Source organism: Pseudomonas sp. LY-1 (assembly GCF_053502595.1).
On record NZ_CP094353.1, the window covers coordinates 256,023 to 274,156 of the forward strand.

An 18,134-nucleotide genomic window follows, 5' to 3' on the forward strand; every position below is an offset into this window, starting at 1 on the left:
TTAGCTGTCATGAAAAACTTGGATGCGATCACAGAGCTGTTGTATGGCGAGGGCATTTCTATGCTCGGCCACAATGCTTCCGATGAAGAGGCCATAGCACTCGCCCAGCGGCGTTTCGGTCATGCGCCGTATTGTCTAGTTAGGCAATGGATCTGGATTGATCTGGTGATGCCGCCATCACTATTGGAAGCGCTGGAGCGTGATGCTCGTCTCCCAGTCATGATCTATGCGCACGAGGTGGTCATGGACAGCCAAGGACGGCTGAAGCCGGGAGACTGGGTGCGTACTACTCCAATGGTGTCGTTCTCGGATGGTTTTTGCTTTCAGACCCGCAATACCGCGTATTTTCTGCTGGGCCCTGGCACTCGTAAATCAGCAGAGTTGGCGACAGTGGTAAAGGTGTTCTAGACCGGGCCTTGCCTGGCCTACCCACCTCATTGGCAGGGAACCTGGACTTGCCCCTACAAAACCGGACACCAACTCCCCGTTAAATTGATGCCACTGCCAAGCGTCTGAACTCCCTCGGCGAGCGATAGTTCAAAGCGCTGTGCGGATGCTGCTCGTTGTAATGTTCGAAGGCAATTGCCAGGTTACGCAACGCCGTTTCCCGATCCGGTTTGGGCATGTGCGCCACGTAGTCACGCTTGATCGTCTTCACGAAGCTCTCCGCCATCCCGTTGCTCTGCGGGCTGCGAACTGGCGTGGTCACCGGCTGCAAGCCGATCTGTCGAGCAAACAGGCGTGTCTGTTCGGCGGTGTACGCCGAGCCGTTGTCGCTTAGCCATTGCACCGGCGTAGTGGGCAATTGATCACCGAAGCGCTTCTCCACGCTTTCCAGCATCAAGTCACGGATATCATCGCCGCTGTACCCGGTCGGGCTTGCCACCCAGCCGATGGCTTCGCGATCACAGCAATCGAGGGCGAAGGTCACGCTCAGTTTGGCGCCATCCTCGCAGCGGAACTCAAAGCCGTCCGAGCACCAACGCGTATCGCTGGTTTTCACGGCAATACGGCCTTCGTGCCGACGCGGCACGCCGGGCTGTTTGAGTCGACGCTCCAGCAGCAAGTTGTGATCACGCATGACCCGGTAAACCCGCTTCACATTGATCGCCGGCAGCGAATGGGTTTCACGTTCCCGACGCAGTAATCCCCAGACACGACGGTAGCCATAGCTGGGCAACTCGCTGACCTGCTGTTGGATTTCAACCACCAACTCAGCGTCGTCCACAGGTCTGCTTCGCCGTGTCTTGGGCGATACCGATTGCTTGATTCGAACCGTTAATTGCGAGCGCGCCACACCGAGACATTCGCTGACCAGCTTCACTGGTCGTCCCCCGGCAACAAGGGTGAGTGCGCAATCCATTTTCGCGACCGGGCGATCTCCACGGCCTCTTTGAGGATTTCGGCTTCCATCGTTTTCTTGCCCAGCATCCGTTGCAGTTCACGGATCTGCTTGAGCGCATCGCTCAGCTCGGAGGCCGGCACCACGGCTTCGCCAGCACTGACCGCCGACAGGCTGCCGTCCTGATACAGCTTGCGCCACAGGAATAACTGGTTGGCATTGATGCCGTTGCGCCGAGCGACGACCGACACACTTTGCCCTGGCTCAAGGCTCTCGCGAACCATGGCCAGTTTTTGCTCCGGGCTCCAGCGGCGTCGCCGCTCCTGACCCAAAAGCTCACCACTCTTATCGTTGCTGTTAGTCATAAACATAACCGTTTGCCTATCCCTTATCGTAAGGGAGAAACGGTGTCCTGTCTTTCATGGGGCTCGTTCAGAATCTGACATGACAACCTCAACAGGTTTCGGTGAGCTCCGGCTCGCGGCGGCAGAGCGGCATTTCAGCGGCATGGCAGTGACCGCCTTCCTGACAGAAGTCGAGATTGTGGCGTGTTCTGCGGTCGGTGTGGTGCATAAGCATACTCGTGCAGGTGCAGGACGGTTTGAAGACGGGCATCGCATTCGCACCTCTGATATCCACCTGATGGCGCACAGGAGCCCTTACTGGATACTCCTTACCGCCAGCGGCAGTTGCTATGTAATCGTCACGTTCAAAGGTAACAATGGTCGGCAGTCACTTAACGACTTTTTGAAGGTTCTGACCGGTGGCTTTTACCCCACTCCCAGGCACTTACAATAGGAACCGCGCTGGCGAAAACAGGCGATCATTAGCACTCACCACCTTGCACCAGCATGTGCAGACAAGAGTGGAGTAATCTTTCTCGCCCGAAGCGGGAGCATTTGGCCCAAGTTCGTATGTCGACAGCGGACTCGAACAGCATTGTGCAGTGCGTATACCAGAGGTTAAATCCTGCTTTATTCAGCGTAACCCTGTGAGTCATCCCCAAATTTTCGTCGACGCGTGCCCTGCGTTATGGATGCTGCGCACGTGGTAGATTACTTTTCTAGGGGCGCTATTTAGCGGAGCGATTTGGCTGGCAGAGATAGCTCGTTGCGACTGGCTTGTCATACCCTGTCGAGAATGGGCCGAGGGCTACTGAAGCTTTTGATACACGTTGTAGTCCTGACACTGAGACATTGTGGTTTGTACAGGTATGAAAATCGACTCCATGACTGACTCTGATCTCCTGGTAGAGCTCCAGGCAGAAAATGCTCGATTGATTGCATTGCTGGAGGCCAACGCTATTGAATGGCGACTGCCAGCAGCGGTGCCTGCCACACCTGTTTCTGTAGTCGAGCTACCCACACAGAGTCTTGGAACCAAGGCGAAACTGAAGCTGTTTCAGCGCTTGTTTCTAGGACGTACTGATGTATTCCCCCAGCGCTGGGAGAGTAAAGCCGGAAAGGCAGGGTATTCGCCAGCTTGTGCGAATGAATGGCGTCCGGGTGTTTGTCAGAAGCCCAAAATCAAGTGTGGAGAGTGCAGCCACCGTCAATTAGTGCCGTTGGATGAACAGGTGCTGTATCGGCACCTGGCGGGCGAGATAGTCGCAGGCGTTTACCCCTTACTCACCGACGACACATGTAACTTCCTTGCTGTTGATTTCGACGAGGCCGACTGGCGCGATGACTTGCTAGGTTTCGCCCAGTCCTGTCGAGAGCTGGATGTACCCGTGGCTTTGGAAATCTCGCGCTCCGGTAATGGAGCTCATGCTTGGGTATTCTTTGCGAGGGCTGTCACAGCTCAGGACGCCCGGCGACTGGGCACGGCGATCATTAGTCATACCTGCGCTCGAACTCGACAGCTGAAGCTGAGTTCGTATGACCGACTTTTCCCGAACCAGGACAGGATGCCGAAAGGTGGTTTTGGCAACTTGATTGCGCTGCCTTTGCAGAAGAAAGCTCGCGAGTACGGATGCAGTGTCTTTGTTGACGACGAACTTAAACCGTATGTTGATCAATGGGCATTCCTGGCCAGCATCCAGCCTATGGCCGTGGAGGATATTGATCCGGCCATCGTATGTGCGACGGGCCACGCTCATCCTTTGGATGTAACGTTCGTTGCTGAGGAGGACGAGCAAGAGCCTTGGAAGAGCCCAAGTGAACAAAGACTATCTTGCCCAATGCCAGCATCTTTAACGGTTACATTGGCAAACCTGATTTACTTTGAAAAAGAAGGATTGCCCCAGGCGTTGGCTAATCGGTTGGTCAGGCTGGCTGCGTTTCAGAATCCAGAATTCTACAAGGCACAGGCGATGCGTCTGTCGGTTTGGAATAAGCCCCGCATCATCGGTTGTGCAGATAACTTCCCCAAGCACATCGCCCTACCCCGTGGCTGCCTAGATGTCGTGTTAGAGCTTTTGAAGGAAAACGGCATTGCTCCGATCATTGAGGATGAGCGTTTTGGTGGCGAGCCCATCAACCTGAACTTCGTCGGTGCATTGCGGGAGGATCAGGAGGCTGCTGTAACGGCGATGCTACAACATGATGCTGGTATCCTTTGTGCCCCGACAGCTTTCGGTAAAACCGTGGCCGCTGCTGCATTGATCGCGCGTCGCGGTGTGAATACGCTCGTGCTTGTGCATCGAACGGATCTGCTTCGCCAGTGGCAAGAGCGACTGCAGGCGTTCCTTAGTCTCGGTAAAGGTGTAGTCGGCACCATCGGCGGCGGAAAAGCCAAGCCTACGGGGATTATTGATATAGCCGTAATGCAGTCCCTATCGAGGCAGGGTCAAGTTAGCGAACAGGTAAAAAACTACGGGCAGGTCATAGTTGATGAATGTCATCATTTATCGGCATTTTCGTTTGAAGCAATCCTGAAAAATGTTCGGGCAAAGTATGTACTTGGGCTAACAGCTACACCGGTACGCCGTGATGGTCAGCACCCCATCATATTTATGCAGTGTGGGCCGATTCGACATACGGCGAGCAGGCCAACCAGTGCTCCTGATGATTTGATGGTGGAAACTCTGCTGTTAGCAGCTCCGATCAACCTACCCGAGGGAGCTGGTATTCAAGATGTATTCCGGCACCTTGCTGAGAATATTGAACGCACAGAGCGGGTCACGCTTGAAGTCGAAAAGGCGTTCAATCAAGGACGTAAAGTGCTGGTGCTGACAGAGCGCACTGATCACCTGAGCGTCATCGAGGCGGCACTCGTTGGTCGTGTGCAGAATCTATTTACCTTGCATGGACGTATGTCGAAAAAGCAGCGCATAGCCCTGACAGATGAGTTGGCCGCCCTACCACCGGATGTTCCTCGAGTGCTATTGGCCACTGGCAAGCTCATAGGTGAGGGATTTGACCATCCGCCATTGGATACTTTGGTGCTTGCAATGCCCATTTCTTGGAAAGGCACACTGCAGCAGTACGCAGGGCGTTTGCATCGAGAGCATGCGAGTAAATCCAATGTGCGCATAATCGAGTTTATCGATGCCGGGCATCCAGCGTTGATGCGGATGTGGGAAAAGCGCCAAAGCGGGTATCGAGCGATGGGTTATCGTCTTGAAGACCGTTCGAGTTCAATGGATCTGTTTCAAGCTTGAGTGGTCAGGTTTGTCGCGCCAGATCAGCGGTTCAACCTCGACATATAAATTCCACCGTCGCTTGATCACCTGAAATTATTCTTGTGCCTCGACAGCCGGCTCCAGTTGGGCAGCATCTGATTCGTGAATTCCCCAAGGTAGCTCGGTCAACTCGGCGATGGATTGGAACTCTTTCAGGAACTCAGGCTGGTGCCTAGCCAGCCACCGAACGACAGCAGCGTTGGCAAGGAGCTTGGGTGCATCGCCCAGCAGTTTCTCAAACGTGAAGCCACTGGTGTTAAATAGCTCTTGCTTGCGGTCGGTAGCGGCGATACGTGAGAGCGCCTTCTCCAGGGCAGGGCCGGTGATGCCTTTGTCTTCCAGGCGTTTCTTTTCGTCCAGCACCTTCTGCTTGTTCTCAGCCAGCACCAGATCAAAGCGACGCAGCACAATAAGCGGCAGCATCACACGACGATACTGTGGCGGACGATAGGGCCCGCGCAGCTTGTTGGCGATATTCCAGATGAAGCCGACTAGATTTTGATGTTGAGCATTGTGCATTAGCAGTTCCTAAAGAGGATTCGATTCGTTCTACAGATCTCATCACGCCATTAGCAGTGGGCTGATCTGGTGTTGCTCAGTGGTGATCCACTGGAGTGACCAGATCGATGCCCGCACCATCGCATGCATGGTTTGCAAGGAGGCACGGGAGCCTCTATGTTCTTGAGGGTCGAGAGCTGAATGGAGAAGATGCTCGCTCCCACCGTTGCTTGATTCAGCAGGCCGTGCTCTATGCCGGATTGCAGGGGAATCAGCAGAGCTTTGGGAGGGTATTGATCGAGGGCGCGGCTGCGCATGAGAACTAACGATTGCCCGGACACCTACGCCACTCAGACTGTGCATTATGAAGCACCTCTATCTTACGTGGTAGGTTGCTTGTGAAGCGCTGGATGGTGTCAGAAAGCTCTGCGATAGATGCTGAGCATCGGAACACCTCTGAATCGGTAGCCATACATGCCTCGTCTGCCTTCCAGACTCCCAGTCGACGATGGTGGCGATCAACCATAACGTCAAATTACGCGTAAGCCGATGCGGCGGATCGAGGCCAGCGAGGCGATCACGGGTATTGGCCTACACTTGTTCGTGGTTACGTCCGGAGAGCGTCATGAACCCGCAATTGCAAGCACAAGTCTTAGAGATAATGGGAGCGCCGCAGCGTAAACCCTTGGATACGTTTATTCGAGAAGGGGTGCCGCTCATAGCCCTTGAGTACCTAGCGCAACGCGGTGTCAGCGCCGTCGCTGTCGGCGTGCTCACGTCTCGGACTCTGCACCGCCGACGCGTCAAACGGGAACAGCTTTCCCGCGCGGAAGGGGATCGGCTATACCGAGTGAGCATGATCTTCCTCCGATCCGAGCAAGTGTTTGGCCACCCCGACAAGGCGTCTCTCTGGCTCAGCACCGTTCACAGCTTCTTGGATGGCATGACGGCGTGGGAGGCTGTGGCGACTACGCCGGGCTATGCCGCTGTGCTCGACAGTTTGGAACGCATCCACCAGGGGTTTTTTGCTTGAGTGAACGAGGTTGGTCGCTGTTTGAGCTCAAGAGCACCTATGGCAACAACGCTGTCGTAATTCACAGTGACTCAAATTTCGGCCCACAGAGCTGGGGCTGAGCCCAAAATTCGTCCAACTAGGCAAAAGGCTCCTTTCACGAGCCTTCGCGGATTATATCGTCACACCAGAATGACATTTTCGGGAGCGATCTTCGCGGCGATTACACTATAAATATCAGTATCAACCTCCGGGACTTTGATAGAAATAATCAGCGCATACCGTGCCGGGCTGTCATACCGCTCCAAGGCTCCTCTGGTTTTCCACCATCCCAATGACGGGTACACGGCAAGATAGCCACGGCTTGCCAGCTCAGCTGCAGTGCCATTCCAAGTGTCCTGATGAAGTGAGCCACGATGGCGTTTCTGTTTGCCTAGAGTCCATGCCGGATCATTGTCTTGGTTCGGCACTCCATTTTCATCATCAAGCGCAGCGGCATTTACCCTGGCTCTGAACCGAGGCACATCTTCCGTTGGACGTTTTACGTCGAAGCGAAGACCGTGGGATTCATATCGATAGCGAGACCTTCCACGGGCGGATGGATTAGGTTCGATGAAGTAGGACAACGTAACGGTCATTTCAACGTCGGTTGCCCCCAATGCTTCAAGTTCATCCTTGGGCCAGGGTAGCTCGTGCAGGTGCATTTCTCGTGGAGAGGGGTCTTTCCCTCTCAACTTTTTAAAGGGTTGGAGAGTGTCCTCGACAACCAGCGTCAGCGAGTTTGATGCGCTCCATTTAGCTCGATCCAGGCTGGGCACGCCAAAGCCACAATGCCTAACCAGACGTTCGTAATCCTGTTTTGTTGGATTACGATTTTGCGGAAGAAACATCTGCTTCATCGCATCAGTCCATTCAGCAGAATGAACGATCAATGCCCGGATGGTTTCAGGCCAGCGCGCTGGGTATGCGGCCATCAGCTGAGCCGCCATCCGGGAGCAAAGCGAGGTCGCGGCGCTGGTGGCAGTGGCCAATGTCAGATGGCGGTCGAATGGGCGATTATGAGTGGTCAGCAGTGATAGCTCCCCTGCAGTGGCAGGGCCCAGCAGCTCATCATGGATCAGATTGCCTCCCTCAAAGAGCACATCTGGTTTCAGGGGATAATGGCTGATCCAATTCTGCGACGTTGTGCTGAATGGGCTCAGGCCTCCCTGTGCGGCGACAGCTCTCAAGCCTGGTGCGAGCTCTACTAGATCGGTAAACGCTCCGACAGTTAATGAATTCCAAGCCTGTGCAGGGTCGCAAATACCCATCAATGTATTGCTACTTGGATAGTCCACCCATTCACGGCTCTCTCGAATGTTACCTGCAGAAACCACAAATAGCCGTGGGCTTGCTCCCTGGCCATCTGAATCAAAGGCGAGTCGGTCTAGGGCGGATGACCAGGATGAGGGGCGGCCCCGATCTCGGCCGTCTACGGTAGTGACTGCCATGCTGAACAGTCGTGCTCTTAGAGGTGCCGTTATCTCGGGGCGAGCTACTGCTTCGACTGTATTGAAACCAAAATTCTTCTCATCTCCAGCATTTGCTCCGTCGATTGGTAGCAGCTTCACAGACTCAAGACGATGTTCAATGATCAGAGGTTCCGCTGATCTTAATGTATGGGTTAAATCGCCATAGAGGGCTAACCCAGCCATGCTGGTGCCATGGCCATGGCGGTCATCCACACCCCAATCCGGCTCGATGGTGTGAAGGTCTGGCTCCACAAGTGCTGGAGTTAATAGTGGGTGGCCGTGGTTTACGCCCGTATCAAGAATGCAGATATGCGGGGTATGCTCTGAGGAGGTGAAGGTTGTCCTACCCAGAAGTTCAGCAGCCCATTCGTGCTGCTCTGCAGGTGTAAATGAATCAAAAAAATCCGCCGTTTCCTTTGCCCTGCGTAACTCAGCGATGCTGTTAAGAGTCAGAACTGAATGTTGTAGCTGTGCTTTGCTGCATTGGATTGTCAGCACTGTTCGTTCTGGGAAAGTAAGCCTTCCTTCCAGTACTCGAATACCAAGTAGCTGAGCGGCCTGCATGAAGCTTGCAACCACCAAGTCCCGATTATCCCTGACGGGTAACCAAGCCTCCCACCATATAATCTCGTTTTCGTCTGTTGGAAAAAATGTTGGAGCATCCGTCCATAGCGCCTCTAGTTGAGCCACATGGATGGATTGAATCGTGTTTATTAAGGCTTTGTGGTCAAGGCTTCGCCCTGTAGAACCTTTACGATCATCAAGGTACTCGACGATGACCCGTTCAAAATAATCGAGCTTGCCATCCGGGACGAAAACAGTCGCAAAGCCTCTTTCTCCCTCTTCCTTATAATTGAGAAGCTCGATCCCCTTAGGTTTATTCGCCAAACTTTCAAAGGCCAGTTTGACATCAGCAAAGCTTTCAAACTGAACGCGAAGGCCTACCCCGTCTTGGATGCCAAGTGCCGCTTGTTCTTCTTTTGCCTGTTCCGCAATAGGGCGGATCTGCTGGAGTTGTTCGCGCAAAGAATTGCCGTGCAGGGCACGGTCACGAACAGGGAGCGGTGGGGGCCTTACTGGAACCCGATGGGAAGTGAAAGGCTCTGGGGATGAAGTATTCTGGGGAAACAAGTGCGGGAGGTTTTCTCTGCGTTGATCCGTCATCGCGATACTGCTCTTTGAATTATTTGTCGATTAGTATTTTCTTACTGATCAGCTTCCGCTCTTCCAACATCTTAAAAATATCAGCATCCGTAATTGATACCCGGTCATGAATAATTGCATCTTTGAGGGTGTCGTCTGCAGCCCGTGCGACGTCGGCATAGCTCAGACCTATTGCCTTATCGGCGAGCTTCGACCAAGCCAAGCGTTTCGGCTTAAAGGTGGATAAACGATTCTTTAGCACCGCGATGATCTGAGCGGCTTCAGGAAGTCCGTACTGGATCATATCGTCAAACCGTCGGAACAGGGCGTAGTCCAAAATTTCGGGGTGGTTTGTAGCCGCGATTATCAGGCTGTGGGACTGATCCTGCTCCAGCATTTGCAAAAAGCTATTCAACACGCGGCGTATCTCTCCGACGTCATTAGCTTGGCCGCGTTGCGAACCTATGGCATCGAACTCGTCGAAAAAATAGACACCGCGTACTTCCGTTATGGCATCAAAGACCTGGCGCAGTTTGGCGGCGGTCTCCCCCATGAATTTGGTGATCAAGGCATCAAGTCGCACAACAAACAGCGGGACACCCAACTCACCTGCCAATGCAGAGGCGGTCAGTGTTTTGCCAGTGCCTGGTGGCCCGACCAATAACAGTTTCCGGCGAGGTGAAAGCCCGTGGGCACGGATCTTCGTATGGTTCTGCTGTTCTTTGATGATCCGATGCAAACGCATAGCAACCTGGTCGTCCAGGATCATGTCGGAAAGTCGAGCTTGTGGATAAGAGGCCTGGAGAAGTCCGACCAACTCACCACGAGGTTGGCTGATAGGGATCGTTTTGTTTAGTACTTTTGAAGAGGGCCGAGCTTTCGCTGCATCGATCAGAGCTTTGAGCTCTTCTGCCAGTTTTCCGTGGCCGAGCTTTGCCTCGTGCGCTGCAACCTGCATCGCGACGGAGAAGAAGTGGCTGTCATCACCAGTAATGTGGGATTTCAGCAGTGCTTTGAGCTGATCGGCGCTTGCCATAGGTTGACCTCATGCTAGCCGTGCATTATAGGCCTGATTAGGTTTGCCTTGCAGAAAAGTAGCTTCGACACAGTAAAAGGCTGGCTTTCTCGAAGGTACTGATCTTATGGCGTTCGATGGTCTGGAGGGAGTACGCGGTATGAGCCATGTCCAAGCGGTCATCTTTGATGCGTTCGGTACCATCATCCGGATCGAGAACGGGCGCCATCCATTTCGCCAGCTTCTCAAGCTAGGCATCGCGCAAGGTCGGCGTCCGAAGCCGGATGATGCATCGATGCTCATGAGCCATCCTTGGAGTCTTGCGCAAGCTGCCGATCACTTCGGCATTGTCGTGCCACCGACTGAGCTTGAGCGTATCCAATCCGAGCTTGATGATGAGCTGGCCGGTATCCAACCCTTCGCCGACGCCCTCGCCTGCATTGAGGCACTGCAAGCGCGTGGTCTGAAAGTGGCGGTCTGTTCAAATTTGGCCCGGCCCTATGGCGCGGCTGTTAAGCGCATCTTTCCTGGCTTGGAGAGCTATGGCTTCAGCTATGAGATAGGGACGCTCAAGCCAGATCGGCGGATCTACGAGGCAGTGCTGACTGAGTTGGCTGTAGACGCCTGCAAGGTGTGGATGATCGGGGATTCCCAGCGTTGTGATCGAGACGGGCCAATAGCCCTTGGAATCAAAGGGCATTATCTAAACCGGACTGGAGCAGGATCGCCATCTGACTTTCGCGATTTGATGGCTTTCAAGCACTCCGTGTTTGAAAGCCGATCGCCTTGATCTCCCAGTTATATCTACAGTGTGCAGCACCGGCAACGCTTAGCGGATGCAGGTCAGAGACCTAGGTCAATAGCAGCTAACCGGTCAATTTGATGCGACGTCGCATCGCCTTGCCCGGCAATTGCCAGTAAGCGCTCTCGAAGTACTTCCGAGTACGGGCGATGCTTCGTCGGTGCAGATATAGGCTGGATGTTCCGTAAAGGTATTGTGATGCAGGCTTTGCTGCCATCCATAGCTTCCCCAGTGGCGATCAGATCATTTGGCCGAAGCGCACCTTCGCCCTTTGTCATGCTGCCTATCAGGTTGTAGAAGTATTCCTCAAAAAGCACCTCAAGCTTCCCTGATTCGGTCAGATAGGCCAAGAGTAACCATGGATCGTCACTAGTAGGCGAGCCACCCCACCAGATGCTTAGCTCTGCGAGGTGCTGAAGCACGGCACTGTCTTTTTCAAAGACATACCAGATCGCTGGGGCTGTGTGCCTGCGAGCTATTGCATGCTCATACAGCTCCCTAGCAACGCCGGCAGGATCCCGCCAGCCGCTCCCCTGTTTGCAAAGGACGAGGGCGCTCGGTTGACCGTTTTCTGTGTTGATGAGATATCCAGGACAGGAGCCGAGACATGGTTTGAGTCTGAACGCTGTACCCCGATACGAATCGAAATGCACCAAATCTGACGATGCTATCCAGACATCCATTCGCGCCATAAAACTAAGCTGAGACGGCCCGACTAGGCTGCTTTCTGTGGAGCTTTTGTTTTCGCCAAGCTTGACCCGACGAATAGCATCTTCTAGCTCAGGCAGCTTAGTCCTGTTGGCCAGGACACTTTCTAATCGAGACTGCGCGCCCGAGGGATCGGCTCCCCATAACTTAGATAACAGCTCTAACGAGGCGTAACCGCACTGAATTTGTTCTGGCTTTACCCCCGGTAGCACCTCATGGATGAAGCGGCCTGCAGACCTTATTCGTGCAAGTGTTTTTGGCTTCACACCGAGATGATCTGCCAACTCTGGTGTGCCTACGGGCTTATCTCCCGAGAGGTTCTCGAAGGCGATTGCTTCCAAATAGGTGCCGTACCAGGTGGTGTCCACTTTTCTACCCATGCCAGGCTCCTTTTGTTTGGACGGAAAACTATTGACAGGTTGGCCGGCCAGCAGTATTTCTATACGCCGATTGTTTGGACTCTACAGAATCAAGACGGAGTTTGGGGTTTGCCGCTTACGGCGTCAAGCATCGCCATGGTGCACACCGTCTTGACGGTGCTTTCTTAAGATTTTGGAGTTGTGTTATGCCCGTCAGAAATAAGGGTGTTAAGCCTGTGCGTGACGTTGCCAAGCGTACCAAACGGGGTCGCCGAGCTTATATCGTGCCGACGGATCGCAATGCGAATGGGATTGTCGCGGGCGAGAGTTTTCTTGAGCGCAACCACTTGTTGCTTCTCAGCCTCATGCCTGGATTCACGCGGATATCCGACCAGTCAATCTGTGTCGACCTGGAAAACGAAAATCTGCTTATTAGCCGACAGGACTTGCCCAAGAAAGACGGTAAAAAGGCTGTGGCTTACACTGCTGACAGTGAAATTGAGCGGCATGACGGACAAATCTTTATCTGCGAGAGCAAACCCAGCGCTTTCTTAGAGAAGCACGCGGATAAGCATGCTCGGGCTGAACGCATCTTGGCCACATATGGCAAGCAATTTATCACCTTCACCGAGGAGAAATTCTCTCCGGTGTTCATCTCCAATCTGGAAAACTTGAAAAAGGCGCTTAGTCCTGCTCAAAAGGAACGCGCGGCAGGTGCCTGTGAAAAGGTAGGCATCGCGTTAAAAAATCGTAAGCGGTGGCCTACCCTAGAGCTTAAAGAATCTGGGGCACTATCTAATGCGGACATTTTTTTTGGATTGGCATATGGGGTGCTGAGCGCGGACTTGTCGGAGAATGTTTTCTCGGGGGATGGCTGGGTTAATGCGGCGCATGGCTCGTTGGATCATCTGAAGCTAATGGACATCTGAGATGGCTGCCGTTAATGAAGGGCTCATCAGCTCGCGTCGATACAGGGTTGGCGCCACGGTCATCGGAGCAGATGGTCGTTCGTATGTAATTGGAACGATCAATACCAAAGCACGGCAAGTAGTGCTGATTGGGCAGCTAGTGTGCTGTCTCACAAATAAAGCTCCTCATACCTGTGAGACCATTGCCTCACGGGCTCGCTGTACCTTGTTCAAAATGTCTTCCCCCTTGGCGTTCCAGACGTAGCGAGTCGGCTGCGCATTTCGCAGTGCCAGGAACATGGTGATTGAGCTCTCCAGTTCGCGAACCGAACTGAAACTGCCGTTACGCAGGTACACCGTGATGTCGCGAAAGAAGCGTTCAACCATGTTCATCCATGAACTGGCAGTCGGAGTGAAATGCATGTGGAAGCGTTTATGCTTTTCCAGCCACGCCTTCACTTTTGGATGCTTGTGCGTGGCATAGTTGTCGACGATCAAATGCAGCTGAAGATGCTTGGGCGTTTCTCGATTGATCTTTTTGAGAAACTCCAGCCACTCCTGATGCCGATGTTGGCGCTCAATGCTGCTGATCAAATGCCCCTGAAGATAATCCAGCGCGGTGAACAAGGTAACGGTGCCGTGGCGGACATAATCGTGCGATTGCGTGCGGATATGCCCGATTCCCAAAGGCAGTCCAGGCTGAGTGCGTTCGAGGGCCTGAACCTGGCTTTTTTCATCGCAACAGAGCACCAGTGCCTTATCCGGCGGATCCAGATACAGCCCAATGACGTCCCAAAATTTCTCTTCGAAGTTTGGATCGTTGGACAGTTTGAAGGTGCGTGTCAGGTGCGGTTTTATGTCGTTGGCGGCCCATATACGCTGGACGCTGGCCGGTGAGATACCGGCCACTCGCGCCATGCTTCGACAGCTCCAGCGAGGCTGGCCAATACGCGGCTGAGTGACTTGCTCAAGGGTCCGTTTCAACGCTTCGGCCGGTAGGGACGGCTTACGACCTCGCCCGGGCAGATCCACCAGGCCTTGTAGACGCAGCTCTTGAAAACGCTTGCACCAGCGGGTGACTGAAACAACGGAGAGACCGGTCAACTGGGCGATCTCGTTACGAGAACAACCTCGAGCGGCTAGCAAAATCACCCGCGCCCGACGACCGTCACGCTGACTGATCGTGGCTGATCTTATGCGCCGACTCAGTTCAGTTTGTTCGTCTTCACTGAGCACGATGTCCTGAGAGTTCATGTGATCACTCCAAGCACTGACTGACCACAGAAGCATAGCTCAGGTTAGAAATTTATTTAAGAGACGGCACACTAGGTGAATCTCATGTCTACCAGGATGACGACTTTCGCAATACAGTCGCTTCGGGGGATCTACGGTCGGTCGTGCGTATTGAAACCCCATGTGGGGTAGAAGAGGTTGTTGAACCTCGAGTCTTGAGCCCCACAGAAATTAAATCTAGAGATGAGCGGCAGGAGTACATCAGAGTTGTAGAGCAGCTGATTGAGGATTTTACTTGGAAGGATATCTACATTGAGATCCAAAGGCGATATGGCTCGCATCGTACTGTACCGTCAAGAAGATCAATTGAAAGATACTGGAGGATTTATAAAGAGTCGTATTCGCCAAACTGCTTAGCTGCACATTTTTCGGATCGTGGCGTTCATCATTCGTTATCGATGGAACCCGAGGTTCAAGAAATCATTCTTAACGTCATCGAGTCAAAGTATTGCAGTAGCAGTAGGTTTAGCATTCAGGATATTGTTCATGCAATTAATATTCGGTGTTCAGAAAAGTCAGCTGAGATCGGTGTTGAACTTGGCGGTGTGTCTAGGCGTACGGTAGGCCGATTCATTGCGAGACTAAATCTGAAAAATATCAAAGGTCGGCTGAACCCTCGCACCTTCCGTTTGATTATGCGAAATGCCTGTAGCTATCTTGATGTCAAAGAGCCTTATGCCCGCGTAGAGGGTGACTCTACGGTTTTGGACATCTTCATTGTCGATGCCTCTGGCAACGTAATTGGTTGCCCTACCTTCTATGCTTTGATTGATACAGCAACAATGACCATTGTTGGAATTCACCTCACCATTCAGGCAGCAAGCCAGGTCGGGTTGATGCAATCCCTTCAGTTTGCTTTTAGCCCCAAGGGAGAGCCATTTAAAGCGCAATGGAGCTGTGTGCATGAGTGGCCCGCCCCGGCAGATATCCGCACATTGGTTCTGGATAACGGGTCAGATTGCCATGGCCCTATGATCGTTAAAGCGTCGCAACACCTGGGTATGATGTTGGAGTACTGTGTTGCCGGTGCCCCCTACCAGAAACCGTTTATTGAGCGTTTTTTTGGCACGTTGAACACGATGCTGATCAAGAAACTACCAGGCGCCAAGAAATCACATGACAAGCGGGAAACGCATGGTCTGGAAGACGCACAGAAATCTGCGACCTTGACCATCGAAAAACTTAACGAAGTCATCATCCGCTGGATTACGGATTCATATCATATTAAGAAGAGTGATCGCTTGTCCGAAAAGTTTGGTCAGGAGTTTACTCCATTGCAGGCGTTGACTCGTCTGAGCCAGCAGTATGTAGTTTTTCCAGCACCTTCGGCTGAAGAATTGATGGAAGCCTGTCGTCATTACTTAGAAGTCAAATTAAGTATCACTCGTGAAGGTATTAACTATCAGCGCCAGTTCTATCAGAACGAGTATGTTTCAGCGCTTTTCAAAACAAACTCTACGGTGAAGGTAGATGTGTGCATTAATCCACTTGACTGCCGGTCGGTTCATATTTATGACCTTGGCTTGAAAGAGTGGGTCACGGTTCAAAATAAGAACCCGAACATGCCTGCTATTAGTTTTGAACAGGCTAAGGAAATCCGTAAGGCACATTATAAGTCAGACTTCGAATTGTCTGGGGAAGATTACGTCATCAATCATATAAATATTATCGAAGATGCCAATGCGCAGAAACGTCCAAAGGGCAAGATTCGCGAGAATCAAAGAGCTCAACGAACAGTCGATAAAGCCAACGCTGCGGCGATCGCTCCTGAACAACAATTGCCGATTGCTGAAACCGTTCTCGCTGCTGCTCCGACAGAAATCGTAGTTGCACCCCACCGGAGGAAAAAATGATGGCGAATGAAGTCATTAAGGTGATTCGTTCTGAGGGCTTTTTCCATGGCCGGATGTTGAGGTCATATCAGCGGGCCTTTCAAGTCATTGAAGCCTCCCTTACCGGTGAGCGGCAAATCTTGCCGATGTTCGGCCCCAGCCGAATAGGCAAAGGAGAAGTCGCTCAGGCACTGATGGCAGACTTCCCCACGCAGGAGGTGAATGGCAAAATCTGTAAGCCACTGATCCGCGTCACAGCCCCAACTGAACCCAATCAGCGTGCGCTCACGCTAAGTATTATCCGTGGTCTCGGTGGTAGGGTACTGAGCAAATGCAGCACACCGGATTTGTACGATCAAGCGTTGCGCCAGCTAGAAATTGCGAAAGTCAGGGCGATCATCGTCGATGAAGTACAACATCTGGCAGAGCTACACAGCCCACAAAAAGTAAGAGCTCTGGCTGATTTCTTCAAAGTATTAAGTGATGAACTCAACATCTCTCTCATTTTGCTTGGTCTTCCTGCTGCTGAGCGCTTGCTGGGGCTAAATGAGCAATTACGTGGTCGCAGTTTGGCCACTGAGCTGATCTACCCCTACTCGTGGATCAGTGCTGCTGATCGCCAAGATTTTGCTGCGGGTATTTCGCTTGTGGCTGCTGCGTACAGTGAACAAGGCTGGATATTTGAGCTAAGTGGCGATGTAGCTATCAAGTCCCTTTATGCCTCCTCCTTAGGCCGCTTCGGTATGTTGGTCGATCTCTTCAGCCATGCCGAGACTAATAATGCCAACAAGATAATTGATGTTAGATGTCTAGCTAAAGCCTACGGTAACGCAGTCAACGACCAGCCCTTTTCTGGCAATCCGTTTACACCTGGCACGGTCATTTCGGATCACGATTTGAACGCCGCTTATGTGAAGGTGTTGCGCGAGGCTCATCTCCCCATTCCCCGGCTGTAGAGGGCAACATACATGTCGTTTTTCCAAAATGTTGCCCTCCAGCCAGGTGAAAGCCTGAACTCTCTTTTGATGCGAAAAGCGGAGCTCAACGGCTATGGTTGCGCTCAGGCGCTGTTGAGCGAACGCGGGCTCAAGTTAACAGTAGCGTACTCATCGCCAGAGCTCGCTCAAATCTGCGAATGCTTTGAGCTGAATGAGGAACAGCTCAATACAACCCGCATTGGTCAAATGCATTACCTTGGTCAACCCAGCTATCTGCGCAATGTGCGCATTCCACGCCATCCGGCCACCCAGTCCACCAACATCCGGCCACCCGTTCCACGCTCATCCGGCCAGGCAGTCGGAGCGCAGCGACGCAGGTTTGCATTGTTAGTCTGAAGTCCCTGTCGTCGTCAATTTCGTTGCGCGTCTGCGCATCGATTCGCCCTTCAGTTCGATCCGATAAGCGTTGTGCACCAGCCGGTCGAGGATCGCGTCGCCCAAGGTCGGATCGCCGATCAGTGCATGCCATTTGTCCACGGGCATCTGGCTGGTGACCAGCGTCGAGCGGTTGCCGTAGCGGTCGTCCAATAGCTCAAGCATGTCGCGCCGTTGCGGTGCGGTAAACGGCGCCAGGCCCCAGTCGTCCAGGATCAGCAAGTCGGTCTTGGCATAGCCCGCCATCAGTTTCGCGAATCGACCGTCTCCGTGGGCCAGGCCCAGTTCCTCCATCAGGCGCGGCAGACGCAAGTAGCGCACGCTGTAGCCGTCACGGCAGGCCTTGTGGGCCAGCGCGCAGGCGAGCCAGGTTTTGCCTACACCGGTCGGGCCGCCGATGATCAGGTTCAAGCCATCGCGCAGCCATTGGCCGCTGCCCAGTTGCAGGATCAGGGACTTGTCCAGGCCGCGTGGGCTGCGGTAATCGATGTCTTCCAGGCAAGCGTTGTGGCGCAGTCGTGCCAGTTTCAGCCGGCTGCTCAGACGCGTGTTTTCACGTTCGGTCAGCTCGCGGTCGATCATCAGGCCGAGGCGTTCGTCGAAGCTCAGATCATTGATATCGGGCGTGGCGTGTTGCTCGCTCAGCGCCTTGATCATGCCGTGCAGGCGCAGGGTTTGCAGCTTGTCGAGTGTCGGATTGGGCAGCATTTTGG

Annotated in this window: 16 protein-coding genes; 9 read left to right on the forward strand and 7 right to left on the reverse strand. The window is 53.2% G+C overall.

The features are described from left to right. Positions 1-9 precede the first annotated feature (9 nt). Positions 10-408 carry a DUF6957 family protein gene (locus MOQ67_RS01170; protein ID WP_115581281.1) on the forward strand — a complete coding sequence of 133 codons (399 nt, stop codon included), beginning with the start codon at positions 10-12 and terminating at the stop codon, positions 406-408. A gap of 79 nt (positions 409-487) precedes the next feature. Here the strand turns inward: MOQ67_RS01170 and MOQ67_RS01175 are convergent. Then, positions 488-1,707, reverse strand: a protein-coding gene (locus MOQ67_RS01175) for an IS3 family transposase (RefSeq protein WP_407727974.1) whose coding sequence is annotated in 2 segments (ribosomal slippage) — positions 488-1,362 and positions 1,362-1,707 — 1,221 coding nt in all. Because the reading frame shifts where the segments join, the coding sequence is not laid out codon by codon here. A 79-nt stretch (positions 1,708-1,786) separates the two neighbouring features. On the opposite strand from MOQ67_RS01175, the gene MOQ67_RS01180 reads away from it, so the two are divergent. Together MOQ67_RS01180 and MOQ67_RS01185 are read left to right on the forward strand one after the other, a co-directional pair. Further along, the gene (locus MOQ67_RS01180) at positions 1,787-2,140 is read left to right on the forward strand and encodes a hypothetical protein (protein ID WP_198864756.1); all 354 of its coding nucleotides are present in this window, start codon (positions 1,787-1,789) and stop codon (positions 2,138-2,140) included. A gap of 430 nt (positions 2,141-2,570) precedes the next feature. After that, positions 2,571-4,946, forward strand: a complete 2,376-nt coding sequence (locus MOQ67_RS01185; protein ID WP_448675964.1) for a TOTE conflict system archaeo-eukaryotic primase domain-containing protein — start codon at positions 2,571-2,573, stop codon at positions 4,944-4,946. A gap of 75 nt (positions 4,947-5,021) precedes the next feature. On the opposite strand, the gene MOQ67_RS01190 is transcribed toward MOQ67_RS01185, so the two are convergent. Then, a complete protein-coding gene (locus MOQ67_RS01190; protein ID WP_448675792.1) occupies positions 5,022-5,486 on the reverse strand; it encodes a type I restriction-modification system subunit M N-terminal domain-containing protein in 465 nt (154 codons plus the stop codon). A 604-nt stretch (positions 5,487-6,090) separates the two neighbouring features. On the opposite strand from MOQ67_RS01190, the gene MOQ67_RS01195 reads away from it, so the two are divergent. Continuing rightward, on the forward strand, positions 6,091-6,498 hold the full coding sequence (locus tag MOQ67_RS01195) for an antitoxin Xre/MbcA/ParS toxin-binding domain-containing protein (protein ID WP_448675793.1): 408 nt from the start codon (positions 6,091-6,093) through the stop codon (positions 6,496-6,498). A 161-nt stretch (positions 6,499-6,659) separates the two neighbouring features. On the opposite strand, the gene MOQ67_RS01200 is transcribed toward MOQ67_RS01195, so the two are convergent. Together MOQ67_RS01200 and MOQ67_RS01205 are read right to left on the reverse strand one after the other, a co-directional pair. Further along, the gene (locus tag MOQ67_RS01200) at positions 6,660-9,152 is read right to left on the reverse strand and encodes a S8 family peptidase (protein WP_448675794.1); all 2,493 of its coding nucleotides are present in this window, start codon (positions 9,150-9,152) and stop codon (positions 6,660-6,662) included. Positions 9,153-9,171: 19 nt separating this feature from the next. Next, a complete protein-coding gene (locus MOQ67_RS01205; RefSeq protein ID WP_448675795.1) occupies positions 9,172-10,167 on the reverse strand; it encodes an AAA family ATPase in 996 nt (331 codons plus the stop codon). Between the two features lie 139 nt (positions 10,168-10,306). Between MOQ67_RS01205 and MOQ67_RS01210 the strand changes: the two genes are divergently transcribed. After that, positions 10,307-10,936: an HAD family hydrolase gene (locus MOQ67_RS01210; protein WP_448675796.1), complete on the forward strand. Its 630-nt coding sequence runs from the start codon at positions 10,307-10,309 to the stop codon at positions 10,934-10,936. 53 nt (positions 10,937-10,989) lie between these two features. Here MOQ67_RS01210 and MOQ67_RS01215 read toward each other — a convergent pair whose 3' ends face one another. Then, positions 10,990-12,036, reverse strand: coding sequence for a hypothetical protein (locus tag MOQ67_RS01215; RefSeq protein WP_448675797.1), 1,047 nt, complete (start codon positions 12,034-12,036; stop codon positions 10,990-10,992). A 185-nt stretch (positions 12,037-12,221) separates the two neighbouring features. Between MOQ67_RS01215 and MOQ67_RS01220 the strand changes: the two genes are divergently transcribed. Beyond that, positions 12,222-12,944, forward strand: coding sequence for a hypothetical protein (locus MOQ67_RS01220; protein WP_011102952.1), 723 nt, complete (start codon positions 12,222-12,224; stop codon positions 12,942-12,944). Between the two features lie 165 nt (positions 12,945-13,109). On the opposite strand, the gene MOQ67_RS01225 is transcribed toward MOQ67_RS01220, so the two are convergent. Beyond that, positions 13,110-14,177 carry an IS630 family transposase gene (locus MOQ67_RS01225; RefSeq protein WP_448675798.1) on the reverse strand — a complete coding sequence of 356 codons (1,068 nt, stop codon included), beginning with the start codon at positions 14,175-14,177 and terminating at the stop codon, positions 13,110-13,112. Positions 14,178-14,320: 143 nt separating this feature from the next. On the opposite strand from MOQ67_RS01225, the gene MOQ67_RS01230 reads away from it, so the two are divergent. From MOQ67_RS01230 to MOQ67_RS01240, 3 genes are read left to right on the forward strand one after another with little or no spacing between them, the layout of a single operon-like run. After that, on the forward strand, positions 14,321-16,069 hold the full coding sequence (locus MOQ67_RS01230; protein WP_448675799.1) for a transposase: 1,749 nt from the start codon (positions 14,321-14,323) through the stop codon (positions 16,067-16,069). After that, positions 16,066-17,004, forward strand: coding sequence for a TniB family NTP-binding protein (locus MOQ67_RS01235; protein ID WP_448675800.1), 939 nt, complete (start codon positions 16,066-16,068; stop codon positions 17,002-17,004). Before MOQ67_RS01230 ends, MOQ67_RS01235 begins: the two co-directional genes overlap by 4 nt. Positions 17,005-17,016: 12 nt before the next feature. After that, positions 17,017-17,382 carry a hypothetical protein gene (locus MOQ67_RS01240; RefSeq protein WP_448675801.1) on the forward strand — a complete coding sequence of 122 codons (366 nt, stop codon included), beginning with the start codon at positions 17,017-17,019 and terminating at the stop codon, positions 17,380-17,382. Here MOQ67_RS01240 and istB read toward each other — a convergent pair. Further along, entirely contained in the window at positions 17,374-18,129 is a 756-nt protein-coding gene (gene istB, locus MOQ67_RS01245; protein WP_011077977.1) for an IS21-like element ISPre4 family helper ATPase IstB, read from the reverse strand. The genes MOQ67_RS01240 and istB overlap by 9 nt on opposite strands. Positions 18,130-18,134 lie beyond the last annotated feature (5 nt).

Bases quoted from the DNA above. Each gene is read 5' to 3' on its own strand.
- MOQ67_RS01170 (WP_115581281.1), top strand. From the start codon at position 10: ATGAAAAACTTGGATGCGATCACAGAGCTGTTGTATGGCGAGGGCATT.
- MOQ67_RS01185 (WP_448675964.1), top strand. From the start codon at position 2,571: ATGACTGACTCTGATCTCCTGGTAGAGCTCCAGGCAGAAAATGCTCGA.
- MOQ67_RS01235 (WP_448675800.1), top strand. From the start codon at position 16,066: ATGATGGCGAATGAAGTCATTAAGGTGATTCGTTCTGAGGGCTTTTTC.
- MOQ67_RS01210 (WP_448675796.1), top strand. From the start codon at position 10,307: ATGAGCCATGTCCAAGCGGTCATCTTTGATGCGTTCGGTACCATCATC.
- MOQ67_RS01215 (WP_448675797.1), bottom strand. From the start codon at position 12,036: ATGGGTAGAAAAGTGGACACCACCTGGTACGGCACCTATTTGGAAGCA.
- MOQ67_RS01205 (WP_448675795.1), bottom strand. From the start codon at position 10,167: ATGGCAAGCGCCGATCAGCTCAAAGCACTGCTGAAATCCCACATTACT.
- MOQ67_RS01190 (WP_448675792.1), bottom strand. From the start codon at position 5,486: ATGCACAATGCTCAACATCAAAATCTAGTCGGCTTCATCTGGAATATC.
- MOQ67_RS01200 (WP_448675794.1), bottom strand. From the start codon at position 9,152: ATGACGGATCAACGCAGAGAAAACCTCCCGCACTTGTTTCCCCAGAAT.
- MOQ67_RS01220 (WP_011102952.1), top strand. From the start codon at position 12,222: ATGCCCGTCAGAAATAAGGGTGTTAAGCCTGTGCGTGACGTTGCCAAG.
- MOQ67_RS01195 (WP_448675793.1), top strand. From the start codon at position 6,091: ATGAACCCGCAATTGCAAGCACAAGTCTTAGAGATAATGGGAGCGCCG.
- MOQ67_RS01180 (WP_198864756.1), top strand. From the start codon at position 1,787: ATGACAACCTCAACAGGTTTCGGTGAGCTCCGGCTCGCGGCGGCAGAG.
- MOQ67_RS01225 (WP_448675798.1), bottom strand. From the start codon at position 14,177: ATGAACTCTCAGGACATCGTGCTCAGTGAAGACGAACAAACTGAACTG.
- istB (WP_011077977.1), bottom strand. From the start codon at position 18,129: ATGCTGCCCAATCCGACACTCGACAAGCTGCAAACCCTGCGCCTGCAC.
- MOQ67_RS01240 (WP_448675801.1), top strand. From the start codon at position 17,017: ATGTCGTTTTTCCAAAATGTTGCCCTCCAGCCAGGTGAAAGCCTGAAC.